The sequence below is a fragment of the Niveispirillum sp. FG156 genome (assembly GCF_057809555.1).
The window spans coordinates 133,544-156,019 of sequence record NZ_JBMDKE010000010.1 but is presented as its reverse complement, the minus strand read 5'-3'; the positions used below and the strand labels follow the sequence as shown (position 1 = coordinate 156,019).

Annotated in this window: 23 protein-coding genes; 4 read left to right on the top strand and 19 right to left on the bottom strand. The window is 64.3% G+C overall.

The window, feature by feature from the left end:
* A partial coding sequence (locus ACODSP_RS08665; protein ID WP_488965207.1) for a hypothetical protein occupies positions 1–300 on the bottom strand: 300 nt, incomplete at its 3' end.
* A gap of 167 nt (positions 301–467) precedes the next feature.
* Here ACODSP_RS08665 and ACODSP_RS08660 point away from each other — a divergent pair.
* A complete protein-coding gene (locus ACODSP_RS08660; protein ID WP_488965206.1) occupies positions 468–3,314 on the top strand; it encodes an ATP-binding protein in 2,847 nt (948 codons plus the stop codon).
* Here the strand turns inward: ACODSP_RS08660 and ACODSP_RS08655 are convergent.
* From ACODSP_RS08655 to rnhB, 7 genes are all read right to left on the bottom strand, one after another.
* Entirely contained in the window at positions 3,298–3,450 is a 153-nt protein-coding gene (locus ACODSP_RS08655) for a hypothetical protein (RefSeq protein ID WP_488965205.1), read from the bottom strand. The genes ACODSP_RS08660 and ACODSP_RS08655 overlap by 17 nt on opposite strands.
* Positions 3,451–3,493: 43 nt before the next feature.
* Positions 3,494–3,646 carry a hypothetical protein gene (locus ACODSP_RS08650; protein ID WP_488965204.1) on the bottom strand — a complete coding sequence of 51 codons (153 nt, stop codon included), beginning with the start codon at positions 3,644–3,646 and terminating at the stop codon, positions 3,494–3,496.
* Positions 3,647–4,148: 502 nt separating this feature from the next.
* Entirely contained in the window at positions 4,149–4,301 is a 153-nt protein-coding gene (locus ACODSP_RS08645; protein WP_488965203.1) for a hypothetical protein, read from the bottom strand.
* 32 nt (positions 4,302–4,333) lie between these two features.
* Complete coding sequence (locus ACODSP_RS08640) at positions 4,334–4,486, bottom strand: hypothetical protein (protein ID WP_488965202.1); 153 nt, start codon at positions 4,484–4,486, stop codon at positions 4,334–4,336.
* A gap of 40 nt (positions 4,487–4,526) precedes the next feature.
* Positions 4,527–4,679 (bottom strand): hypothetical protein, encoded by a 153-nt coding sequence (locus ACODSP_RS08635; protein WP_488965201.1) that lies wholly within the window; start codon positions 4,677–4,679, stop codon positions 4,527–4,529.
* A 383-nt stretch (positions 4,680–5,062) separates the two neighbouring features.
* Positions 5,063–6,154, bottom strand: a complete 1,092-nt coding sequence (locus ACODSP_RS08630; protein ID WP_054169695.1) for a site-specific DNA-methyltransferase — start codon at positions 6,152–6,154, stop codon at positions 5,063–5,065.
* 93 nt (positions 6,155–6,247) lie between these two features.
* Positions 6,248–6,880 carry a ribonuclease HII gene (gene rnhB / locus ACODSP_RS08625; protein WP_488965200.1) on the bottom strand — a complete coding sequence of 211 codons (633 nt, stop codon included), beginning with the start codon at positions 6,878–6,880 and terminating at the stop codon, positions 6,248–6,250.
* A 152-nt stretch (positions 6,881–7,032) separates the two neighbouring features.
* Here rnhB and hemN point away from each other — a divergent pair, with 152 nt between their 5' ends.
* The 3 genes from hemN to ACODSP_RS08610 all read left to right on the top strand — a co-directional run bounded on the left by hemN (position 7,033) and on the right by ACODSP_RS08610 (position 11,256).
* Complete coding sequence (gene hemN / locus ACODSP_RS08620; protein WP_488965199.1) at positions 7,033–8,385, top strand: oxygen-independent coproporphyrinogen III oxidase; 1,353 nt, start codon at positions 7,033–7,035, stop codon at positions 8,383–8,385.
* A gap of 69 nt (positions 8,386–8,454) precedes the next feature.
* Complete coding sequence (locus ACODSP_RS08615) at positions 8,455–9,360, top strand: 5'-nucleotidase, lipoprotein e(P4) family (protein WP_488965198.1); 906 nt, start codon at positions 8,455–8,457, stop codon at positions 9,358–9,360.
* A gap of 189 nt (positions 9,361–9,549) precedes the next feature.
* Positions 9,550–11,256, top strand: coding sequence for an ankyrin repeat domain-containing protein (locus tag ACODSP_RS08610; protein WP_488965197.1), 1,707 nt, complete (start codon positions 9,550–9,552; stop codon positions 11,254–11,256).
* Here ACODSP_RS08610 and msrB read toward each other — a convergent pair.
* The 11 genes from msrB to ACODSP_RS08555 all read right to left on the bottom strand — a co-directional run bounded on the left by msrB (position 11,222) and on the right by ACODSP_RS08555 (position 22,473).
* Positions 11,222–11,620, bottom strand: a complete 399-nt coding sequence (gene msrB, locus ACODSP_RS08605) for a peptide-methionine (R)-S-oxide reductase MsrB (protein WP_488965196.1) — start codon at positions 11,618–11,620, stop codon at positions 11,222–11,224. The two genes, ACODSP_RS08610 and msrB, sit on opposite strands and share 35 nt — an antisense overlap.
* 13 nt (positions 11,621–11,633) lie before the next feature.
* Positions 11,634–12,077: an acetyltransferase gene (locus ACODSP_RS08600; RefSeq protein ID WP_488965195.1), complete on the bottom strand. Its 444-nt coding sequence runs from the start codon at positions 12,075–12,077 to the stop codon at positions 11,634–11,636.
* 88 nt (positions 12,078–12,165) lie between these two features.
* A complete protein-coding gene (locus ACODSP_RS08595) occupies positions 12,166–14,244 on the bottom strand; it encodes a M13 family metallopeptidase (protein ID WP_488965194.1) in 2,079 nt (692 codons plus the stop codon).
* Positions 14,245–14,645: 401 nt separating this feature from the next.
* On the bottom strand, positions 14,646–16,703 hold the full coding sequence (locus tag ACODSP_RS08590; protein WP_488965193.1) for a M13 family metallopeptidase: 2,058 nt from the start codon (positions 16,701–16,703) through the stop codon (positions 14,646–14,648).
* 61 nt (positions 16,704–16,764) lie between these two features.
* Positions 16,765–17,265, bottom strand: a complete 501-nt coding sequence (locus ACODSP_RS08585; protein ID WP_488965192.1) for a TIGR02444 family protein — start codon at positions 17,263–17,265, stop codon at positions 16,765–16,767.
* Positions 17,266–17,355: 90 nt separating this feature from the next.
* Entirely contained in the window at positions 17,356–18,441 is a 1,086-nt protein-coding gene (locus tag ACODSP_RS08580) for an ATP-dependent 6-phosphofructokinase (protein WP_488965191.1), read from the bottom strand.
* A gap of 139 nt (positions 18,442–18,580) precedes the next feature.
* On the bottom strand, positions 18,581–20,191 hold the full coding sequence (locus ACODSP_RS08575; RefSeq protein WP_488965190.1) for a M56 family metallopeptidase: 1,611 nt from the start codon (positions 20,189–20,191) through the stop codon (positions 18,581–18,583).
* Complete coding sequence (locus ACODSP_RS08570) at positions 20,191–20,589, bottom strand: BlaI/MecI/CopY family transcriptional regulator (protein ID WP_054169684.1); 399 nt, start codon at positions 20,587–20,589, stop codon at positions 20,191–20,193. The genes ACODSP_RS08575 and ACODSP_RS08570 overlap by 1 nt, the downstream gene beginning before the upstream one ends.
* A gap of 72 nt (positions 20,590–20,661) precedes the next feature.
* Positions 20,662–20,991 (bottom strand): hypothetical protein, encoded by a 330-nt coding sequence (locus ACODSP_RS08565; protein WP_488965189.1) that lies wholly within the window; start codon positions 20,989–20,991, stop codon positions 20,662–20,664.
* Positions 20,981–22,075, bottom strand: coding sequence for a hypothetical protein (locus tag ACODSP_RS08560; protein WP_488965188.1), 1,095 nt, complete (start codon positions 22,073–22,075; stop codon positions 20,981–20,983). The genes ACODSP_RS08565 and ACODSP_RS08560 overlap by 11 nt, the downstream gene beginning before the upstream one ends.
* Positions 22,075–22,473, bottom strand: a complete 399-nt coding sequence (locus tag ACODSP_RS08555; protein WP_444734785.1) for a hypothetical protein — start codon at positions 22,471–22,473, stop codon at positions 22,075–22,077. The genes ACODSP_RS08560 and ACODSP_RS08555 overlap by 1 nt, the downstream gene beginning before the upstream one ends.
* Positions 22,474–22,476 lie beyond the last annotated feature (3 nt).

Here is a 22,476-nt window from a genome sequence, read left to right as displayed (position 1 = left end):
GCGACGGAACAGCACGACGTGACCGAGCAGCACGACGCGACGGAACAGCACGACGTTGCCGAGCAGCATGACGCGACGGAACAGCACGACGTTGCCGAGCAGCATGACGCGACGGAACAGCATGACGTTGCCGAGCAGCATGATGCGGCGGAGCAGCACGACGTTGCCGAGCAGCATGATGCGGCAGAGCAGCATGATGCGGCAGAGCAGCACGACGTTGCCGAGCAGCATGACGCGGCGGAACAGCATGACGTTGCCGAGCAGCATGATGCGGCAGAGCAGCACGACGCGCTTGAGCAACACGTGACGGAGAAGTAAAAGAGTAAGGCGCGGGAACGGGTTAAACCTGTTCCCGCGCCATCTTGCGCGTTGGGGGCCAGATGAAACGCCTGCTAAAGCCAGTGCATTGAAGTGATCAGAACGTGAAATATCGGGGTGCCTGATCTGTGCGCGACTTTGTTTCCGGCATGCAGATTGATTTTTTTGGCTTGCCCAGCGACGTGGCTGCGGCAGAACTGCGTGCGGGTGAGGCAGGCGCCGGCTGGCTGGATGTTGTCGTCCTTGCCTGGTATCTGCGGCAGCGGGACCCTTTGCGGTCCCAGGAACTGCTCTTGTCGGTGCCCCCACGTCCCGGCCCCACGCCAGAGCCCTATGACGGTCGGCTGCTGCTGACCAAATCTGAATGTCTGCGCCTGTTGGCCCGCTTTGACGAGGCGATGGGCGCCGTCAATGAGGCGGACAAGTGTTTTGCGGCCTTCGGGGATCAGCGCGGTCGGGGCGACAGCGCCTTTATCCGGGCTGAAATCCATCTGATGTCCGGCGCGAATGCGCAGGCCCATAAGGAATTCAACGCCGCGATCGGCTTTTACGAAGCGGCGGATGATCATCTGCGGCTTGCCGCCGTCAAATGCCGGCTGGCCTATCAGCGGCAATATGAAGACCTTGATGATGCCGCCCGGCAATGGCTGGATGTGTTGCAGGAGGAACTGCTGCCGGCGCATCCGGGCGTGCTGGCCTATATGGCGGCGTTCCGTGGCGGGGTCGCCTTTTTGCGGGGTGATTTTCCCGCCGCCATCCGCATCTGGCAGGCCGGGTTTGAAAATGCCGGCGCGGCGGGGGCTGTCTGGCTTTCCGTGCATCTGGCCATGATGACCGGTTCGGCCTTCGCCAATCTTTACGACCTGTCCACGGCGCTGGATTGGAAGGAAAAGGCCTACAGCCTTGCCGCCCCCACGGGCTGGCCGGAGGTGATCGGAAATTCCCTGGCGTCCATGGCGGAAACGACCACAGGTCTGGGCCAGCATGAGCGTGCGCGCCGCCTGTTTCAGGATGCCCTGGTTTATCTGGGGCCGCTGCGCAGCATCCGGCGGCATGTGATCAGTTACAATGCCCTGGGCGGTCTGTGCCTTGAGATGAAGGCCCCGGAAGAGGCGTTGTCCTGGTTCGAAAAGGGGCTGGCCATCGCGCGGCAACTGGGACATCCCGATCTGGAGCTGCCCCATGGGGTGGGGGTCGCCACCGCCCTGTTGCAGTCAGGTCAGCTGGAAGCGGCCGCCGCGATGGCCGACCATGTCCGGCAGCAGGCGGCCGACCAGAAGAACCCCTATTATGAGATCGAGGCGATCTGTGTGCGTGCCGCCGTCCGGCGTGCCGCCGCGACGCCGGACATGCAGGCCGTCATCGCGACCATGGAAGAGGCCATCGCGCTGGGCGAAAGCCTCAGCGGGCTGCTGATCCGGGCCGAGATCTATACCGAACTGGCCAGCGACTATGAGGCGGTGGGAGATTTCCGCAAGGCGCTGTCCTATGAGCGGCGGGCCCGCGAGAACTGGCAGCGCAATTTCGACCGGCAGAATGCCGATCGGATTCAGGCCATGCAGATCCGGTTCGATACCGCACAGGCCAAGGCCGAGGCGGAGAACCAGCGCCGTCTGGCAGAGGCGGAGGCGGCCCGCGCCACCGAACTTGACCGTGCCAACCAGACGCTGGCCCGCCTGGGTGTCATCGGACAGGAGATCACGGCGCGGCTGGACAGCGAGTCCGTTTTCACAACATTGTCGCGCCATCTGCACGACCTGATGCCCACCAGTACCTTGTTCGTGGGCCTGAAGGACGAGGCCAACGAGGTGATCGACATCCGGTACCGGATGGAGGATGGCAGGCGCCTGCCGTCGCGTCAGGTGCCGCTGGCATCCGACAATCTGTCCGCGCGCTGCGTGCGCGACAGCGAGGAAATCCTGGTGGCCTGGGGGGAGCGAAACAACCCCAACTCCGTGCCCGGCACCCGCCATATGCGCACGGTCCTGTTCCGCCCCCTGACTCTGGGGGACCGGGTGCTGGGGGTGGTGTCGGTGCAGAGCGACAAGCCCGATGCCTATGGCCCCCGCGAATTGCTGATTTTCCGCACCATCTGCGCCTATGGCGCCATCGCCATGGCCAATGCGGAGGCGTATCAGCAACTGGACCGCGCCGTGGCCGAAACGCGGGAGGCGTTGCAGCGCCTGGTGCAGCAGGAAAAGATGGCGGCCCTGGGCCAGCTTGTCGCCGGTGTGGCGCATGAGGTGAACACGCCGCTGGGTGTCACGCTTTCGGCTGTGTCACAGCTGAATGATAGCGTCCGTCATCTGCGCGACCTGATCAAGCGGGGCAGCCTGACCCGTGCGGTCCTGACCGAAACGCTGGACAATGGGCAGGATCTGGCGATCCTGGCCCAGCGCAACGTGGTCCGCGCTGCCGACATGATCCGCACCTTCAAGGGGGTCGCGGTTGACCATGGCAGTGACGAACGCCGCATCTTTGAACTGGATGATTACCTGACCGAGATCATGTCCCTGGTCCGGGCGCGGGTCACCGGCAATGGCAATCGGCTGGAACTGGATGTCGCCTCGGTACAGATGGACACCTATCCCGGCGCGCTGGCGCAGGTGCTGACCAATCTGGTGACCAATGTCGCCGACCATGCCTATGCGCCCGACCGTCCGGGCCGCATCCTGGTGCAGGCGCGGCGGCTTGATTCAATGGTGGTGGAAATTGCGGTGCAGGATCATGGGGCCGGCATTCCGCCCGATATCCTGCCAAAGGTTTTCGACCCGTTCTTCACGACCCGCCGCGCATCGGGCAGCATGGGTCTGGGTCTGCATGTCGCGTTCAATCAGGTTACACAGCGTTTGAACGGCAATATCGTCATCGACAGTGTGCCTGGGCGCGGCACCGTGGCCATTCTGCGCATCCCGCGCGAGGTGTCGGGTCATATCCCGACCAGCTTCCTGCCCATGCCGGCAGGCGCGGAGATGGATATCACACCAGCGCGTTGAACGTGGCGGCCAGGAACAGGGCAACCGACAGGACCGTGGCAATCTCAAAGGCGCTGGCGCCATCCTTGATGAAGCTGCGCAAGCCGGACAGGACTTCATCGGCGTCATGGGCGGCGGCGTTGATATAGGCGGACATGGGGTTTCTCCGTAATTCCGGTGGTGTTTCGCGTGGCTGCGGATCAGAGCATCGTGTGCAGGGCCAGGGTCAGCAGACCGCCGATGGCCAGTGCCGTCGCCGCTTCGATCAGATCGGCAGCCGTGGGCAGAGAGGCGAACAGGCTGCTCAGGATGCTGTCGTCGGCGGCGTCGATCTGGTTCATCAGGTTCGTCATTTTCATCTCCATCTGTTCGTGTCTTTCGATAACCCTGTATTAGCAAAGGGTGTGCCAAGTGCCTTTTGGCTGCATTCTGGAAAATACCTGCGGGTGATTGCCGCGGTTCAGCCCACAAAATGGCGTAGAAGGCGATAAGTGGTCGAAATTGCGACCGGATATGGGCCTGGGTTGTCCGAAAATGAACAACGATAATGGTGCCACTGTCCGCCTGTGGACGCTGGGGGGCGGTCAGCCGCTTCCCGCTTTACGGATGTCGATGCAGGCCCGTTACGTGTGCGCGTCTCAACATTCCTGAAACGCAAAAAGCCCGCCGGACGGGCGGGCTGTGCGGCTGCGCGGAGGGGCCGTAATCGGCGTCGCGCAGGATGGGGGCTTTGGTTGGTGGGCGCCTTGGGGCTGCCCCGGCGCCGGCGATGCGGCGGTCAGCGGTTCCATCGGGCCGGGCCATCCCGGCCACTCCCTTCCCCCCGTCCGCTGAATGCAGGGGGGAGGGAGGGGATCACAGCAGGGCGTTCAGCATCGCGGTCAGGAAGGCGGCGGCGGACAGGACCGTGGCGGCTTCGAATGCGCTGACACCATCCTTCAGAAAGGAACCGAAGCCGGACAGGACTTCATCGGCATCATGGGCGGCGGCGTTGATCATGGCGGACATGGGGGAATTCTCCTTCAGGAGTGTTGGGGGGATCAGAACAGGGCGTTCAGCAGGACAGCCATGAAGCCGGCGACGGCGATGATGGCGACAGCTTCGACAGCATGGTTCAGCGTGGGCAGGGAAGCGCGGAAACCGGACAGAACGTCGTTGGCGTCATGGGCGGCGGCGTTGATATAGGCAGACATGGTTTTCTCTTTCTTTCAGGAATGTGTGCGGGGCGGCGGATCAGAGCATCGTGTGCAGGGCCAGCGTCAGCAGGCCGCCAATGGCCAGCGCCGTCGTGGCTTCGATCAGGTCGGAAACCGCCGGCAGGGAGGCCAGGAAGCTGCTCAGCATGTTCTCGTCGGCGGCTTCGATCTTGTTCGTCAGGTCGGTCATTTTCATCTCCGTAGGTTCGTGTCTCTCGATGACCCTGTATCAGCAAGGGGCGTGCCAAGTGGGTTTTTGGCGCATTCTGGAAAATACAAGGACGGTCGAGAGGTTATGATGGTTAGAAAGTGGTGAATTTGGCGATAAGTGGTTTGGATTGCGACAACATCGGGGCGGCGACTGTCCGGAAATGGACAAGGATCGGGGCCGGGATGTCCGCTGGCGAACGATTTACGCCTGTCCTGGCTTGGCATGCGTGATTTGCATCACATGGCGATGCAGGTATGCGTCAGACGCAAAAACCCCCGCCGGCGTGGGCCGGCGGGGGTGGAATGGCAACTATAACTGGATGAAATAGCGGGGGAGGGCGGTCAGCCCGCCCCGGAAGCAAATCAGTGCTTCTCGCTGATCACCTGCTGGCGCAGCACATCGATGGGTGCCAGGGCGCCCTCGCGCTGGAAGTGCCAGAAGGTCCAGCCATTGCAGGCCGGCAGGCCCTGCATGGCGGCACCCACCTGATGGATGGAACCCTTATGTTCGCCCAGATGGTTCTGCGCCACCAGGGTGCCGTCGGCGCGGACCTTGGCGATATGGCGGCGGCGATTGTCGAACAGCATGGTGCCAGGCTTCAGGAAGCCGCGCTCGATCAGGTTGCCGAACGGCACGCGCGGCTGGCTGCGCTTGTTGGTGACCTCCAGTAGTTCAGGCTCCGCCACCTCTTCGACCTGGGCGATGCGGTCATTGGCCAGGCGGGCATATTCATGCTCGCGCTCGATGCCGATCCATTTACGGCGCAGGCGCTTGGCCACGGCACCGGTGGTGCCGGTGCCGAAGAATGGGTCCAGCACGGTATCACCCACCTTGGTGGAGGACATCAGCACGCGGAACAGCAGGCTTTCCGGCTTCTGCGTCGGGTGCGCCTTCTGGCCCGTCTCGTCGCGCAACCGCTCCCCACCCGTGCAGAGCGGCAGGGTCCAGTCGGACCGCATCTGCAAATCCTCGTTCAGCGCCTTCATCGCCTCATAGGCGAAGTAATACTTGCTGTCCTTGGACTTGGACGCCCAGATCAGGGTTTCATGGGCATTGGCGAACCGGCGGCCTTTGAAATTGGGCATCGGGTTCGACTTGCGCCAGATGATGTCGTTCAGCACCCAGTAGCCCAGGTCCTGCAGGATGGCGCCGACGCGGAAGATATTGTGGTAGGAGCCGATCACCCACAGGGTGCCGTCATCCTTCAGCGTGTGGCGCGCCGCATCCAGCCAGTCGCGGGTGAAGCGGTCATAGGTTTGGAAATCCTGGAAACGGTCCCAGTCCTCGTCCACCCCGTCGACGCGGGTATGGTTGGGGCGCATCAGGTCGCCGTTCAATTGCAGATTATAGGGCGGATCGGCGAAGACCACATCGACCGAACCGGCGGGCATATCCCGCATCAGCTGAACGCAATCACCGACAAGAATCCGGTTGGTCGCAAGTTTATCATTCATGATTTTGGCCGCCGACTCGGGGAAAGAATTTCGCCGACAATGATTCGGCCCCGAGTCGCCGTCAACAGAAAAATTTTGGAAGAGTCAGAAGAGTCAGAGAGTTAGAGCGAGTTGTTCGGAAACTGGTGCAAAAGTACGCCGGTGATGGGGCGTCACGCCTAGGCTTTTGATGGCGGCGCGATGGGCAGCGGTGCCATAGCCCTGATTGCGTTCCCAACCATATCCGGGGTGTTCAAGCGCCAACTGCCCCATGATCTTGTCCCGCGTCACCTTGGCGACGATGGACGCGGCCGCAATGGACAGGGACAGCGCATCGCCTTCGACCAGTGTTTCCACTTGGCAACGAAGCTTGGGCGGGCGGTTTCCATCCACCAGGGCCAGAGAGGGCATGCGACCGGTTTTCGCGGCCAGTTCGTCCATGGCGCGGGCCATGGCCAGGAAAGTGGCCTGTAAAATGTTCACCGCGTCGATTTCCTCCACCGACGCGATGCCGACGCCGAACGGGGCATTGGCGATGATGCGTTCGAACATCGCCTCCCGCTGTGCCTGCTTCACCTGTTTGCTGTCATTGATGCCCGCACACCAGTCGGGGATGGCCTCATGGGGCAGCAGGACGGCACCGGCCACGACGGGACCGGCGAGCGGGCCGCGCCCCGCCTCGTCCACACCGCAGACCAGGAAATCCGGGCCATGGCCCAGGCGAAGTTCGTGTGAAAGATCAGGCATGGCACCCTGTGTGGCAAAAGCCGGCTTTCTGCGCAAGGCCGTCATGCCGCGCGTGATGGCCGCATTTGCGATGGATCAAAGCGTCATCGGTGCGGCGGGCGCAATGTTCGGCCCATCCGCGATCCGACCGAAGCCGCACCAGAGGTTCCGTCATGCGTCCCGACCTTGTCGCCAAATACCGTCACCAGCGCGTGCCCCGTTACACCTCCTACCCGGCTTCCCCGCATTTCACCGATGCCGTGACGGCGGATACCTATCGGGGATGGCTGCGGGAGACGGACCCCGGTTCGTCCCTGTCGCTTTACCTGCATCTGCCCTTCTGCAAATCCATGTGCTGGTATTGCGGCTGTCACACCACGGTCGTGCGACATGAGGACCCGATCTGGTCCTATTTGGCGGCCCTGTCGACGGAACTGCGCAGTGTCGCGGCCCTGCTGCCTGACGGTCCCGTCGTACGGCATGTGCATTTCGGCGGCGGCACGCCGACCTTGCTGCCGGTGCAGGGGTTCCGGGCCTTGATGGCAGAGTTGCGCACCCGCTTCCGCATTGTCCCTGACGCGGAAATCGCCATCGAGATCGATCCCCGCACGTTGAGCGCCGACATGGTGGAGGCGCTGGCCGATGTCGGTGTGACCCGCGCGTCGCTGGGTGTGCAAAGCTTCGATCCCGACGTGCAGGCCGCCATCAACCGCATCCAGCCGTTCGGCATGACGGAGAATGCGGTCAGCAGCCTGCGCTCCGCCGGCATTCAGGGCATCAACCTGGACCTGATCTATGGCCTGCCACGCCAGACCGTTGCGTCGTGTGTGGAAACGGTGCGGCAGGCGGTCAGTCTGAACCCCGACCGCCTGTCCATCTTCGGCTATGCCCACATGCCGGGTTTCAAGGCCCATCAGGGCCGTATCGATCCCGGAACGTTACCCGATGCCGATGAACGCGTGGCGCAATTGCGGGCCATGGAGATGGCGGTCATGGCGCTGGGCTATGTCCGGATCGGCATGGACCATTTCGCCCGCCCCGACGATGCCATTGCCATCGCTGCCGAACAGGGCACGCTGCGCCGGAATTTCCAGGGCTATACGACGGATGAGTCCGATATGCTGCTGGCCTTCGGTGCGTCGGCCATCGGGAAGCTGCCGCAGGGTTATGTCGCCAATATCCTGGCCCTGCCGGCCTATCTGAAGGCCATTGAGGCCGATGGTCTGGCGACCGCGCGTGGTTACCGGATGAGCCTGGATGACAAGCTGCGGGCCACCGTAATCGAGGCGCTGATGTGTCGTTTCGATGTCGATCTGGCCAAGGTGGCGGCTGCCTTCGACACAACGCAGGCGGCCATCATGCCCGACGCCCGCGCCCTGGCCGATCTGGCCGGTGACGGGGTGGCCCATCTGCAGGGCACGCGGCTGATCGTTCCGGATGCGGCACGACCGTTGGTACGGTCCGTGGCGGCCCTGTTCGACCGGCATCTGGACCCCGAGGGCGGGCGGCACAGCAAGGCGATTTGACCCAGGGTGCTGGACAGGCCGGAAACGGCACGGCATTGTCGGTCATCAATCGACCGTCATAAAAGTGCAATGAACATGCGATCCATCCGCGTCCTGCTGCTGGCGGCATCCGCCGTCGCCCTGTCCGCCTGTTCCGTCAATATCGCCGCGCGCGACGACAAGGCCCCGCCGCCGCCCGTCGCGGTCGCGCCGCCACCGGCGCCCGTGGTGGCCAAGCCGGGGCCGGAGGATGATCCGCGCCTGCTGGCCACGCTGTACATGCAGCAGGCCGAAGAACTGCGCCGCCTGTCGAAGCAGGCCTACGCCCTGGCTGCCATCCGCCTGTCGGCGGCTTTGAAGAAGCCGGGATCGTCGGCCCTGGAACAGACCGATGGCGGCAAGGGCAAGCCGCCCGCCGCGATTTTCGACGTGGATGAGACGGTGCTGGATAACAGCCCGCATCAGGCCCGCGCCATCCTGTCCGGCACCCGCAATTTCGATCTGGGCCAGTGGGATCAGTGGGTTGGCGAACGGGCCGCCACGCCCATGGCCGGTGCCGTCGATTTCGTGAAGGAACTGCGCCGCAACAAGGTGCGCGTGGTCTATATCACCAACCGCGAATGCCGTCCCCGCGCCGCCAACCCCGGCGATCCCTGCCCGCAGCATGCCGACACGCTGGCCAACCTGAACGCTGTCGGCCTGGGGCCGGTGGCGCCGGAAGATTTGATGCTGAAGGGCCAGAATGGCTGGCCCAGCGATAAGGCCCCGCGCCGGCAGGAGGTCATCAAGACCCACCGCATCGTCATGTCCTTCGGTGATCAGTTCAGCGACATGATGAGCGTGACCCGCAAGGATGACAGCGCCGCCCGCGCCCGCATCGCGGCGGAGCATGAGGATCTGTGGAACACCCGCTGGATCGTCATCCCCAACCCGACCTATGGGCAGTGGGTTGACGTCCTGCCGGAACCGATCAGCGGCGTGCTGCGGACGAAGTGAGAATGGGCAAGGGCGCCGTCAATCTTGACGGCGCCCGCCTGTTTGACGATGGTATCGGCAGTGCGCGCTGGGGCGCCTCCTGTCCGCGGCAAGGAAGCAAGCTTCCACCCATGTGAAAGTGGTTCGCGCTGTCGATCCGCTTCCTCCCGCCCGTTTCAGCGGACAAGGGCGTCATGGGAAGGAAGAACCATGTCCCGCAAGCTGACCCCAGCAACCAGTCTCGACATTTTGCGCCGTGAGGCCAAGCGCCGGCTGAAGGCCATCCGCGCCGGCGATGCCGCCGCCCGCGCCTGCCTGACCGCCATAACGCCCCAGGCCCCGTCCGATCCGGGCCTGCGTGATGTGCAGTTCGCCCTGGCCCGCGAATATGGTTTGCCGGGCTGGACCGCCCTGAAACAGGCCGTGGCCGATCTGGCGTTCGCCCGGCAATCGCAGGCATCCCTGGTGGATACCATCCTGCGTGCCGCCTGGGACGGGGGCGACCGGGCGGCGGCGGCCCGTATCCTGGCGCGCTGGCCCGATGCGGGGGCAGGCGATTTTCTGATGGATATGCTGCGCGGGCGCGTTGATGCCGTGGCGCGGCGGCTGGCCGGCGACCCGGAACTGGTGAACCGCAGGGCGGGGCCGCTGAACTGGGAACCGCTGCTCTACCTTGCCTATGCGCGGCTGCCGGGCGGGGCGGGGGTGGAAATGGCGCGCCTGCTGCTGGACCATGGTGCCAACCCCGATGCCCGTTTCGACGATGGCTGGGGCAATGCCTTTACCGTGGTGACCGGCTTGATCGGGCAGGGGGAGGGCGACCGGCCCCCGCATCCCGACGCCCGTGCGCTGGCGGCCCTGCTGGTGGAACGCGGCGCCGACCCGTTCGACGCCCAGGCGCTCTACAACAGCTCGATCTGCCGGGACGAGGTGGAGTGGTTGGATGTCATCTGGTCCGCCTGCGCAGCGCGCGGTCTGACGCCGGCCTGGCTGGAACGGTTGGAGAAGCCCCGGATCGGGGGCCGCTTCCCGCTGCCGGTGATCGATTATCTGCTGGGCAATGCCGTGGCGTACAATCACCTGCGCCGGGCCTCATGGCTGCTGGACCATGGCGCGGATGCCGGTGGCATCCATGCCTATTCGGGCCGTTCGCTGATGGTGGAGGCATTGGTCTATGGTCACCGCGCCATGGCCGACCTGTTGGCCCGGCACGGCGCGCCGCAACCCGATCTTTCACCGGCCATGGCATTCCAAGCGGCGGTCATGGCCCTGGACCGGGATCAGGCCCGCACCCTGTCCCTGGCGCATCCACCGGTCCTTCAGGACCCGGCCCCCCTTCACAACGCGGCACGGCAGGGGCGGGTGGATGTTGTGGAACTGCTGCTGGACCTGGGCATGCCGGTCGATCTTGGTGACAAGGGGGAACAGCGGGCCATCCAATATGCCGTTATGGGCGGCTCACTGGATGTGGTCAGGCTGCTGGTGACGCGGGGGGCGGATATCGACCGGCCGACGGCCACGGATTATGGCGGCGGTTCCATGGGTTTTGCCGCCCATTTTGACCGCCGCGATATCGCTGCCTTCCTGGCCCCGCGCAGCCGCGAGGTGTCTGAACTTGTCTATCTGGGCATGCAGGACCGGCTGGCGGAACTGTTCGCCGCCGAACCGGATCTGGTCAACGCCCCGCACCCCAAATTCGCCATCCTGCCCCTGTTCGCCCTGCCGGAGGGGGAGGAGGAAGCGGCCATCATGGCCGACTTCCTTCTGGCCCATGGTGCCAATCCCCACGCCGTCAACAAGGACGGCATCAGTGCCGAACAGGCGGCCCGCGACCGGGGCTTGATCGACGCCGCCGACCTGATCCGCGAAGCGGCGGAAAAACTCAATCCGCCACGAAATCCAACGCCACGCCGTTGATGCAATAGCGCTGATAGGTGGGCGGCGGCCCATCCGGGAACACATGGCCCAGGTGGGAACCGCACTGGCTGCAATGCACCTCCACCCGCACCATGCCGTGCGACCGGTCGACGGTAGAGCCGACCGATCCCGGCAGCGGGTCGTTGAAGCTGGGCCAGCCGGTGCCGCTTTCAAACTTGTCCCCCGACTGGAACAAAGCTTGGCCGCAGCCGGCACAGCAGAACCGCCCAGGCCGCTTTTCCCGCAGCAGGCCGCAGGAACCGGGCCGTTCCGTCCCATGCGCCCGCATCACCCGATATTGATCGGGCGTCAGGATGCGGCGCCATTCCTCCTCGCTGCGGGTGACGGGAAATGTCTCTGTCATCGCTTTCTCCGTTTCACACCCTTGCCATATGGATGAGCGGATAGGGTTTTCCAGCCTGATCGACGGGGGAGTGTCCGATCTCCATGAAACCCAGCGCCGCATAGAATTCCACGGCCCCCGGATTCTGCGCGTTCACATCCACCATCAGCCGCCCGTTCAGCGCCACCGCATGGGCGATCAGCCGCCGGCCCACCCCATGCCGGTGCCAATTGGGATGCACGAACAGTGCCTCGATCTTCGGCCCTTCCAGCCCGATGAAGCCCTGCACCTCTCCTGCCGGCGATAGGGCCAGCCATTGCGGCTTGTGCGGCAGGTACAGCGTGGTCAGCAGATGCTCATAGAACGCGATATCCGCCGCCGCGACAAACCCATGCGTGGCATCCACCGACGCCCGCCAGACGCGGTGGATGGCGGCAATGTCGGCATGGGTGGAAAGACGGATATCGGCAGGCGGCATCGGATCGGGTCCAGCGCGGGGAGGGGAATGAAAAAGGGGCCGGTCCCTTGCCAGGACCGGCCCCATGGTGACAGAGGAACAGGGGCCGTTACCAGACCTTGCAGGCCTTGTCGCCGCGGACCATCTTGTCCGTGGGCTGGCAGTTAAAGGCCTTGGCGAATTCCGGCATGTTCGACAAGGTGCCGTTCACGCGGTATTCGGGCAGGGAATGCACGCCCGTCTGGGCCTGCAACCGGCGGAATTCCGGCCGTTCCTGCGCGCACCAGACATTGGCCCAGCCATAGAAGAAGCGCTGTTCGGCGCTCAAACCGCCGATCTTCTTCTTCATGCCCTTCTCACCCAGCCGGCGCTTCAGCGCGTCCAGCGCGACCGGCAGGCCGCCATTGTCGGCGGTGTTCTCGCCCAGCGTCTGCTTGCCGTTCAGGTTCACGCCCTCCACAGCCTGGAAGCCGGAATATTGATCGATCAGGCACTGCGCACGCTCGGTAAAGCGCTTGGCATCATCCTCGGTCCACCAATCGGCCAGATTGCCATCGCCGGCAAATTTGCGGCCCTGGTCGTCAAAGCCATGGATGATCTCATGCCCGATCACCCCGCCGATGGCGCCGTAATTATAGGCGTCATCCGCCGTGAAGTCGAAGAAGGGCGGCTGCAAAATGCCGGCGGGGAAGTTGATATTGTTCTGCTGCGGCGAGTAATAGGCATTCACCGTCGGCGGCGTCATGCCCCATTCCGAACTGTCGCGCGGCTTGCCGATGCGCGACAATTGCCGGCGCTGTTCAAAGCTGTCGGCGCGGGTGACATTGCCCAGAAGGTCGCCCTTCACGACGGTCAGCGCCGAATAATCGCGCCAATTGTCGGGATAGCCGATCTTGTTGGGCATGTTGGCCAGCTTTTCATGCGCCTTGGCCTTGGTTTCGGCCCCCATCCATTCCAGATTGCTGATCCGGTCCTTCAGGGCGGCCTGCACATCGCCGACCATGGTCAGCATGCGCTTCTTGTGTTCCGGCCCGAACGCCTTCTCCACGAAATACTTGCCCAGATCCTCGCCCAGGGCATTATCCGTGGCGGCCACGCAGCGCTTCCAGCGCGGGCGCTGTTCCTTGGTGCCGTTCAGGGTGCGGCCATAGAAATTGAACGCTTCCTCGCTGAACGCCTTGGGCAGCCATTGCGCATTGGCGCGCAGCACATGCCAGGTCAGATAGGCCTTGATGTCATCCAGGCTGGCCTGGGTCAGCTTGGCATTCATCGCCTCGAAGAATTTCGGCTGGCCGACATTCATCTCGGTAAAGGCCGGCGCGCCGATGGCGGATATGTACGCGGTCCAGTCGATGGCCGGAACGCTCTTGGCGAAATCGGCCAGGACGGTCGGGTTGTTCTGCTTCTGCGGGTCGCGGCGTTCCAGGCGGGTCATCGACGCCTCGGCCAGCGCCGTTTCGAACGCCATCACGGCATCGGCCTTGGCCTTGGCGGCGTCCGCCGGCGTGCCCGACAGTTCGAACATCTTCGCGACATGCGTGACATAGGCGGCGCGCTGTTCCTTGGATTTGGCGTCATCCTTGAAATAGAAATCGCGGTCGGGCAGGCCCAATCCACCCTGGCCCGCCGCCGCGATGGTCTGCACCGCGTCGCTGAATTTCTGCATGCGGCCAAAGCCGAACAGCGTGTTCACGCCCTGATCATGCAGATAGCCGACGACAGCGCCCAGGTCCTTCTTGTCCGTCAGGCCGTTGATCCGGTCCAGCAGGGGCGACAGCGGGGCCAGCCCCTTGGCATCCACGCCGGCCTCATCCATGCAGGACGCATAGAAATCGGCAATGCGCGCGGTCTTCGGATCGGGCTTGGCAACAGCCTGATCCAGGATATCGCGCAGCAGGGTCAGGTTCTTGTCGGCCAGCGCGTTGAAATTGCCCCAGCGCGCCTGATCGTCCGGGATCGGGTTCTCACGTTTCCACACGCCACAGGCATGCAGGAAGAAATTGTCGCAAGGCGATACCGCGTCATCCAGCACCGGCAGGCCCGGTGCCGGCGGCTTGCCGGCCTTGGCCGCGGCGGGGGCCGCCTGGGCCACCTGCGTGGGCGCTTCGGCCATGGCGGTGCCCGACAGCATGAACGACAATCCCAACGCCAGCAGGCTGCTGGCGCCCATCCCGATCCGTTTCATCATCTCAACCCTTGTTTTTGATCTATGTGCAGGATGCGGCCCTTTTGGGGCCTGTTGCTTATGCCTGTGAAATTATCACGGGCGCCGGTCGGGTTCCGACATCGCTTTGTAACGCCTGCGTAAATGCGTGTTGCGCAATGGTTGCGCCATGAAAAAAGGGGTGGCCGCATGGGCCACCCCTTTCGTTTCGGTCATGACGTTGTTCCCTCACCCTCCCATTGGCTGGCGCCAACGGGCCCCTCCCTCTCCCACGTTCGTGGGCGAGGGGAGAGTTTTACGCCCCTCGCCCGCTTGCGGGAGAGGGAGGGGCCCGAACGCATCAGCGTTTGGGAGGGTGAGGGTTGCGACGGCTCCCGAACGCGCAAGTGTTCAGGAGGGTGAGGGCAACCTCACCCCCCAATCCATCACCAGACCTTACACGCCTTCTCACCCCGGACCATCTTGTCCGTCGGCTTGCAGTTAAAGGCCTTGGCGAATTCCGGCATGTTGGCGACGGTGCCGTTCACGCGGTGGCGCGGGGCCGAATGCGGGTCGGTCTGGGCGCGCAGCCGCTCATTCTCCGGCTTGGAGGAGGAGCACCAGACGCTGGCCCAGCCATAGAACAGCTTCTGTTCCGCCGTCACGCCATTGGCGTCCTTCGCGGCCAGCGCTGCTTCCCCGCCCTTGCGGTTCTTCAACGCCATCAGCGCCAGACGCAACCCGCCATTATCGGCGGTGTTTTCGCCGAGCGTCAGCTTGCCATTCTGGTTGGTGTCCCCCGCCACCTGATAGGAACCATACTGGTCCACCAGGCACTGGGCCTTGGCCTCGAACTTGTGCCCATCCTCTTCCGTCCACCAATCTTTCAGATTGCCGACGGCGTCGAAGGCGCGGCCCTCATCATCGAACCCGTGCGTCATCTCATGGCCGATCACGGCCCCGATGGCGCCATAGTTCAAGCCGTCATCCGCCTTGAAGTCAAAGAAGGGCGGCTGAAGGATGCCGGCGGGGAAGTTGATGTTGTTCTGGCTGGGATCGTAATAGGCATTCACCGTCGGCGGGGTCATGAACCACTCGTTCTTGTCCACCTTCTTGCCGATCTTGGCCATCTGATAGGCGTTCTCGAACTTGGCCGACCGGAACTGGTTGCCGATCAACTCGTCCTTCTTGACCTCCAGCGCCGCATAGTCGCGCCACTTTTCCGGATAGCCGATCTTCTGCGCCATGGTGGACAGCTTCTCCAGGGCCTTGGCCTTGGTCTCCTCGCTCATCCAGTCCAACTGCTTGATATCCTCGGCATAGGCCGCGCGCAGATCATCCAGCATGACCAGCATGCGGGCCTTATGCTCCGGCCCGAACGCGGTTTCCACGAAATGCTTGCCCAGATCCTCGCCCAGGGCGCCGTCGGCGGCCGTGGTGCAGCGCTTCCAGCGCGGGCGGTTCTCGGCGGCACCCGACAGGGTCTTGCCATAGAAGCCGAAATTCTCATCCACGAAGCCCTTGGACAGCCAGGGTGCCGTGGCGCGCAGCGACTGCCAGGCGAGGTAGGTCTTGATATCGTCCAGGCTGGTATCGGCCAGGGCCTTGTCCAGGCCGGCGAAGAAGCCCGGATCGTTGACATTCATGTCGGTGAAGGCGGGCGCGCCCACCTCGCGGACATATGAGGCGAAATCCACAGCCTTTGCGCTGCCGGTGAAGGCGTCGAAGCTGGTGGGATTGTTCAGCTTTGCGGTATCGCGGCGGTCCACCTTGCCCATGGTGGCGGTGGCCAGCTTGGTCTCAAACGCCATGACGGCGGCGGCCTTCTTGTCCGCCACGTCGGTGGCATCGCCGGCCAGCACGAAAATGGCCGCCACATGCTTCACATAGGCGTCGCGCAGCTTGGTGGAGCGCTCGTCGTCCTTGAAGTAATAGTCACGGTCGGGCAGGCCCAGGCCGCCCTGGTCGAAGGCGGCGATGGTGTCCTCGGCCTTGGCGAAGCTCTGCTGCGCGCCGAAGCCAAACAGCGCATTGACGCCGGCATTGTGCAAGGTGGCGATCAGGGCGCCCAAGGCGGCCTTGTCCTTCACGGCGGCAATCTGGTCCAGCAGCGGCTTCACAGGCGCCACACCGGCGGCATCGGCGGCGGCCTCGTCCATGCACGCGGCATAGAAGGCGCCGATCTTGGCGGTGCCCGCCTCATTGCCCTTGGCGGCCTTTTCCAGGATGTCATGCAGCAGGTTCTGGTTACGCTGCTGCAACTCGTCAAAGGTGCCCCAGCGCGACCGGTCGGCCGGGATCGGGTTGGCCTTGATCCACGGCCCGCAGGCATGGAGGAAGAAATCATCGCAGGGGCTGACCTCTTGATCGAGGACCAGCTTCAACTTGGCGGCCTCTGCCGCTTCCTTCGCCTGCTGATTGCTTTTCAGCGTGAAATAGCTGCCGGCACCGATGGCGGCCACGGCCACCAGCGATACGGTCAGCAACAAGCCCTTGCTTGCCATGTGGGGTCCCCCGTCTGTTCGACGATATGTGTTGCGCTGCCGCCTTTCTCGGGCGGTCTGTTTATGGGGGCGACCCTAACACTGCGTCCGGGCCATCGCGAAGGTCGGCATGTAACGGGATTGTTACAGCGGCCAGAACGTCGCCGCCGGGCAACAGCGACAGGTTGGCGCGCAGCAGATCGGCAACAGGTCCACCCGTGCGGCGGCGTGCGGGCAGGGTTTGCAGCAGCGATTGCTGCACCTTTTCCGCCGCCAGTTCCGCTGTCTTCACCTGCGTCCGCAGCGACTCCGTATTGGTATCGGGGGCGGGCAGGGGACCGGTTTTCAACCGTCGCCGCACGGCCCGCAACGGCCACACCACCTCTTCCCGCCAGGGCCTCGTGGCGGCCTCCGCCTCCGCCACCTCCGCCGCCGTCAGATCATGCCCTTGGCTTGCCAGCCACACGGCCCAGAGCAGCAGATTGACATCGGACCCATGACTGTCCTGCGCGGTGAGGCAGGCGTCAGCGACACCGGGCGCGGTGTAGAGCGTGAGGGAGAAGGACCAGAGATCGGATGGCATACGCTGTCCTCGTAGCGCGGATTAGCGTCAGCGTAATCCGCGGAAATCCCGTCAACGTTGCCCGCGGATTACGGCTGCGCCTAATCCGCGCTACGCATCCCCCACATAAATCCCCAATCCGCGCGCCGTCTTCACCAGCGTCCCGTTGATATCCACCGCCGCATAGGTGGCGATGGCATCCTCGATGGGGATGTCGATGACGCGGCGGTTGGACCAGGCGATCAGGCGGTCGCTCTTGCCCTCGGCCAGCAGGTCGACGGCGGCGACGCCAAAGGCCGATGCCAGGACGCGGTCATTATGGCCCGGCGGGCAGCCGCGCTGCACATGGCCCAGCACGGTGACGCGGGTTTCCGCCCCCGTCGCTTCGGCGATCAGATGGCCGATATAATTGCCGATGCCGCCATAGCGCTTCTGCCCGTCGGTGAATTCCTGCTGGGCTTTCACGCCCTCCATGGTCTTCACGGCTTCCGACACGACGACGAGGGCAAAGTTGCGGCCACCGGCCTGTACCCGCCTGATCTTGTCGGCCACGCCCGCCACCGACCAGGGCAGTTCCGGCAGCAGGATCACGTCGGCCCCGCCGGCAATGCCCGCCGATAGGGCGATATGCCCGGCGTCGCGGCCCATCACCTCCAGCACCATGACCCGGTCATGGCTGGCGGCGGTGGGCTGCAACCGGTCCAGCGCCTCTGTCGCGACGGCCACCGCCGTGTCGAACCCGACCGACATTTCGGTGATGCCCAGGTCATTGTCGATGGTCTTGGGAATGCCGATCAGCCTGATGCCGCCGATATGGGCCAGCTTGCGCAGGATCGCCATGGACCCGTCACCGCCGATGCCGATCAAACTGTCCACGCCCAGTTCGCGCAAGCCCCCGATGATCTCGTGGCTGCGATCCTTCTTGGACCCGTCCGCCATGGGATAGGCAAAGGGATCGCCCTTGTTGGTGGTGCCCAGGATGGTGCCGCCCTGGCGCATCATGGCCCCGTCGACACGGTTCACATCCAGGTTCACATAACGCACAGGCCGGGCCAGCAGGCCCTGGGTCCCATCCTCGATCCCCACCACTTCCCATCCATAATGGGCGGCGCGGTGGACGGCGGCGCGGATGACGGCGTTCAGTCCGGCGCAGTCGCCGCCGCTGGTCAGGATACCGATACGCTTGGCTGCGGTCATTGTTTCCCCCTGAGCTTTGCCGTCAGGGTGCCAGGATCACGCCCCAAAGGGCAAGGCCATTGAACCGCAACGAAAAAAGGGGCGCCCCGTTTCAGGGGCGCCCAAGGTGCAGCCGTTTCACGTCGATGGGGATCGAGGGTCAAGCGGCTGGGCCGAACCACATGCTGTCAAGCTTTCCGTCAGGCGTAACCAGGACCCACCAGTCGCGGACGCCCTTTTCATAGGTGGCGCGATAGACGTCCATGCCGCCCTCATCCACGCGCCGGAATTCCAGCCCTTTCAATTCACCCAGCGGCAGCATCTCCTTCTGGATCTTGGGCAGGACCGCGATCACGCCATCGGCGCGGTCGGCGATGATGCTGTCACGGTCGATCTTGCCGGCCTTGATCTGGGCGATATGGGCGCGCAGGGCGGCCTCGCTGCCGGGCAGGGGCTTGTTGGCCTTGACCCGGTCGGCCAGCGCCGTTTCCAGGGCCTTGCCGGTGGCATCATCGATGCGCGGGGCCGGCAGTTCATGGCCGTTCTGGTGCAGCACCACACCCGTCACCTTGCCCGCCGCATCGACCTGGAAGCTGCCCTGCATGGGCATATCCTTGGAGAAGAACTTGGTCGGGCTTTCGGGCAGGAACTCCATCGGGTTCTGGCCGATGACGTTTGCCATGAGGCGGGTGCCGTCGCGATAGACCTTGACGGGCCGGGCCTTGGCGAAGGGCATCTCGTAATAGCCCACGAACTTGTCATACGCCGCCGGGTCCATGGCGATGGCTTTGCGCGGCTTCTGCTGTTCGGCCATGCGCTCGGCCACCAGGGGATCGACCTTGTCCATGCCCGTCGTGCCGGCGGTGGCGACGGCGGCAGGGGCCAGCAGCGCCAGGATCAGGGCCCAGCGCCGGGCATTCATGCGCAGCGGCAGGGTGCCGCCTTGCAGGATACGGTCGACGCGGGCGGCAACGGTGGCGGGCCGGGCCATGGCCAGACCGGCGGGCAGGCGGCTTGCCTTGGCGGCCATCTCCACCAGGATTTCTGCGTAATTCAAGCGATCCTCCATCTGTTCAAGAGCGTCGGTATCGCTGTTGGCCTCGGCAAGCTCAGCGAGATGATTATTGAGCCACCATGCGGCCGGGCTGAACCAGAAGACCGCCCGGTGCGCAGTGGCGAGAAGCAGCGTGTAGTAATCACCCCGTTCAACATGCGAGGTTTCGTGCGCCAGGACGGCCCGGCGTTTGGCATCCGTCCAGCGGCCGTGATCGGGCGGCAGCAGGATGGTCCCGGCGATGGTCAGCGGCACCGTGATCTTGTCGGAAATCCGCACATCGCGGCCTCCCGTCCAGGCGGCGGACAGCACCATCGCGCTGTTGCGCAGCCGCAGGCTGACCAGGGTCCCCGCCGCCAGACGCAGCAGCATGGCACCTGTCACGGTCAGGTAGAGCGTAAATCCCAGGGCACGCCAGTCCACCCAGGCAAACCGGTCGACCTCGACAGGCACCGCTTCTGCCGCCGCCGCCGGCGCTGTCCCCATCAGCGCGACGGCGGGCCGCAGCCACAGCCGGATGCCATCCATCGGCACCACCAGCGTATCCGCCGGGGCCAGCCGCATCAGGACCGGCATGACCAGTGAAAAGCCCAAGACCCCGACCCAGACGGCCATCTGCGTGAACGGGTTGGTGACCCGCAGCAGCCGAAGCACGCCCCAGGCCAACCCCATCAGGACGGCCGACCGTAAGGCGGCCTCCAGCAGCAGCGGCAGCATCACGCCCCCTTCTTTCGCGCTTTTTCGATCTTCTCGGCCAGGGCCTGAAGCTGTTCGGGCGACAGCATGTCGGTTTCGACCATGCCGACCACGACATCTTCCGCCGATCCGCCGCAGAACCAGTCGACGATGCGTTTCACGGCGCGTGCCGCGACGCGGTCGCGTCCCTCGGCAGCGCGATAGATGAAGGTCCGGCCCTCCACGTCATGGGTGAGATATCCTTTCTCCTCCAGACGCTTCAGGACGGTGCGGACCGTGGACTCCTTCAACGGGCGGCTGAGCATCTCTCGCACCGCATCGGCGTTGACGGGCCCCCGCCGCCAGACAAGGTCCATGATCTCTCTCTCAAGATCGCCCAGGTCCGACGGATTGTGATCTTGTGTAGTGCTATCGTTCATAGTGCTACAGTGTGTAGCATTACGGATGGTCACGCACAAGGGCCGAAAACCGATTATCGCGATTTTACGGCATCAATCCTTGCTGAACCGTTTCAGCAGCGTCGGCGACACACATCCGGCGGGGTTCGGGCGCAGCAGCACCAGCGGCGCACCGGCGCGGTACAGGGCGGGTACGAAGTCCGGGTCGCTGGACATGACCGTGACCGTGTTCGTCCCGATATCGACCAGCAATCCGCCGGCCCTAATGGCGATATCCATGTTCGACCGTGGATCGCCGATCAGTACCAGTTGCCGGCCCGGCTCCAGCGCCAGGGTCAGCAGACCCAGCACGGCGACCCAGGCGGCAGGGAGCAGCACGGCGATGCCGGCCCAGACCGCCTGTTGCCGCCTGTCAGTAATCATAAAAATGCTCGACCGCCGCGCCGTCCGCCTGCAACTGCCGGAACAGCGGCCCCAGATCACTGACCGCCATGTCAAGGCCGATCCGCTTCATGGTCGGCCGGGCCGCGATGGGGATGGTGAAGATGACGGTGCCAGGCAGCTTCGCGTCGGGATAGTCGGCGGGAACGATCAGGGTCGCCAGGCCCTTGTCATTGCCCGCGATCTCCACCGCATCGCCGCCGGCCAGCGCGATCTGGCGCATGATGTCGGTCAGGGGTCGGTACCGCGCGGTGCGGACCAGCAGTTCGCCGTCACCCAGGTCCTTCTCCAGCGTCGTTGCTGGCGGCAGGTCACTGGTCGTGAAGCGGATGATCGACAGGGTGGTGCGCGGCACTTCTCCCCCCGCCGCGGCGGCGGCCCCGATCATGCCGGCATAGGCCGCCTTGGCACGCAGTTCCAGGCCGATGCCGATCTTGCGTTCCCAACTGCGCAAGGAGGAGGGGGGAGCATCGGTCGGCAGGGCCGAAAGCTTGTCCGCCCAGGCCGTGAAGTCATACATGTACCAGGGCTTCAGATAGAGGAAGCCGACATAGTCGGCTGCCAATTCCGCAGAAAGCCGATCCTGTTCGGTCTTTTCCGGTCCTCGTATCCATTCCGACAGGGCGCCCAGCGTATTCTCGTAGGCGGCCTTGGCCCCCATTTCCAACGCGAAGCTGTGGCCGATCGTGTAGAGCATCGCCTTCACGTTGAACGTCGCCTCGCCCTTGGCGCTGCTGAACCGGTTCAGGTGGCACAGCGTGGACCAGTAGGCGGCGACGCTGCGCCCATAGGCGAAGGCGCTTTCATCGCCGACGGCCAGCGTATGGGCGAAATCCTCATAGGCATGGACGATGTACCATTCCGGGTAGGAGAGGTAGGTGTCCAGCGCCGGTCGCACCTCGGCGTCATAGCCCAGGGCTGCCAGCCGTGACGGGGTGGCGGGTGCTGGCGCCGTATCCGCCCGGCAGGCCTTTTCCACGTAAAGGATGGGCCCGCCGATGGCCAGCGCCAGCCCGCCTACCAGGATGCCAGCAGTGGCCAGGGCATATTTCCAGCGCCGGCGCATCACGCCACCTGCCGGCGCAGGCCCAGGAACAGGGCGATGGCGCCCAGCGCGATATGCGGCAGGTTGGCCAGGAACTTGAACAGCAGGGGCATGTCCTGCGGCCCCAGCGTGATGATGGCCAGATCCAGGTACCCGACGCCGAAGATCAGGCCCATCAGCCCGTCGCTGAGGTAAAGCGCGCCGAAGGTCCGCATGTAGAACCGCGCCGCCCGCGCATTCAGGGCCGACACGCCAGCCCACAGGGCCGATGCGCCGTGCAACGCGTCGTCATAGATATCCAGCGCGAAGATGCCGAAGGTCCGTCCCTCCGCATCGGTCAGGCCGGGAATATAGTTCAGGCTGGTGACAATGCCGAGGATCACGAAATAGGCGATACAGCCGATCCGGTTCACATCCATGCT

Coding starts and splice junctions, on each gene's coding strand:
- ACODSP_RS08645 (WP_488965203.1), bottom strand. CDS start 4,301: ATGTCCGCCATGATCAACGCCGCCGCCCATGATGCCGATGAAGTCCTG.
- ACODSP_RS08565 (WP_488965189.1), bottom strand. CDS start 20,991: ATGATTACTGACAGGCGGCAACAGGCGGTCTGGGCCGGCATCGCCGTG.
- ACODSP_RS08575 (WP_488965190.1), bottom strand. CDS start 20,191: ATGCTGCCGCTGCTGCTGGAGGCCGCCTTACGGTCGGCCGTCCTGATG.
- ACODSP_RS08560 (WP_488965188.1), bottom strand. CDS start 22,075: ATGCGCCGGCGCTGGAAATATGCCCTGGCCACTGCTGGCATCCTGGTA.
- ACODSP_RS08655 (WP_488965205.1), bottom strand. CDS start 3,450: ATGTCCGCCTATATCAACGCCGCCGCCCATGACGCCGATGAAGTCCTG.
- ACODSP_RS08660 (WP_488965206.1), top strand. CDS start 468: ATGCAGATTGATTTTTTTGGCTTGCCCAGCGACGTGGCTGCGGCAGAA.
- msrB (WP_488965196.1), bottom strand. CDS start 11,620: ATGACAGAGACATTTCCCGTCACCCGCAGCGAGGAGGAATGGCGCCGC.
- rnhB (WP_488965200.1), bottom strand. CDS start 6,880: ATGCCTGATCTTTCACACGAACTTCGCCTGGGCCATGGCCCGGATTTC.
- ACODSP_RS08585 (WP_488965192.1), bottom strand. CDS start 17,265: ATGCCATCCGATCTCTGGTCCTTCTCCCTCACGCTCTACACCGCGCCC.
- ACODSP_RS08570 (WP_054169684.1), bottom strand. CDS start 20,589: ATGAACGATAGCACTACACAAGATCACAATCCGTCGGACCTGGGCGAT.
- ACODSP_RS08615 (WP_488965198.1), top strand. CDS start 8,455: ATGAACATGCGATCCATCCGCGTCCTGCTGCTGGCGGCATCCGCCGTC.
- ACODSP_RS08630 (WP_054169695.1), bottom strand. CDS start 6,154: ATGAATGATAAACTTGCGACCAACCGGATTCTTGTCGGTGATTGCGTT.
- ACODSP_RS08590 (WP_488965193.1), bottom strand. CDS start 16,703: ATGGCAAGCAAGGGCTTGTTGCTGACCGTATCGCTGGTGGCCGTGGCC.
- ACODSP_RS08610 (WP_488965197.1), top strand. CDS start 9,550: ATGTCCCGCAAGCTGACCCCAGCAACCAGTCTCGACATTTTGCGCCGT.
- ACODSP_RS08640 (WP_488965202.1), bottom strand. CDS start 4,486: ATGTCTGCCTATATCAACGCCGCCGCCCATGACGCCAACGACGTTCTG.
- ACODSP_RS08635 (WP_488965201.1), bottom strand. CDS start 4,679: ATGACCGACCTGACGAACAAGATCGAAGCCGCCGACGAGAACATGCTG.
- ACODSP_RS08555 (WP_444734785.1), bottom strand. CDS start 22,473: ATGGATGTGAACCGGATCGGCTGTATCGCCTATTTCGTGATCCTCGGC.
- ACODSP_RS08650 (WP_488965204.1), bottom strand. CDS start 3,646: ATGACGAACCTGATGAACCAGATCGACGCCGCCGACGACAGCATCCTG.
- ACODSP_RS08595 (WP_488965194.1), bottom strand. CDS start 14,244: ATGATGAAACGGATCGGGATGGGCGCCAGCAGCCTGCTGGCGTTGGGA.
- ACODSP_RS08600 (WP_488965195.1), bottom strand. CDS start 12,077: ATGCCGCCTGCCGATATCCGTCTTTCCACCCATGCCGACATTGCCGCC.
- ACODSP_RS08580 (WP_488965191.1), bottom strand. CDS start 18,441: ATGACCGCAGCCAAGCGTATCGGTATCCTGACCAGCGGCGGCGACTGC.
- hemN (WP_488965199.1), top strand. CDS start 7,033: ATGCGTCCCGACCTTGTCGCCAAATACCGTCACCAGCGCGTGCCCCGT.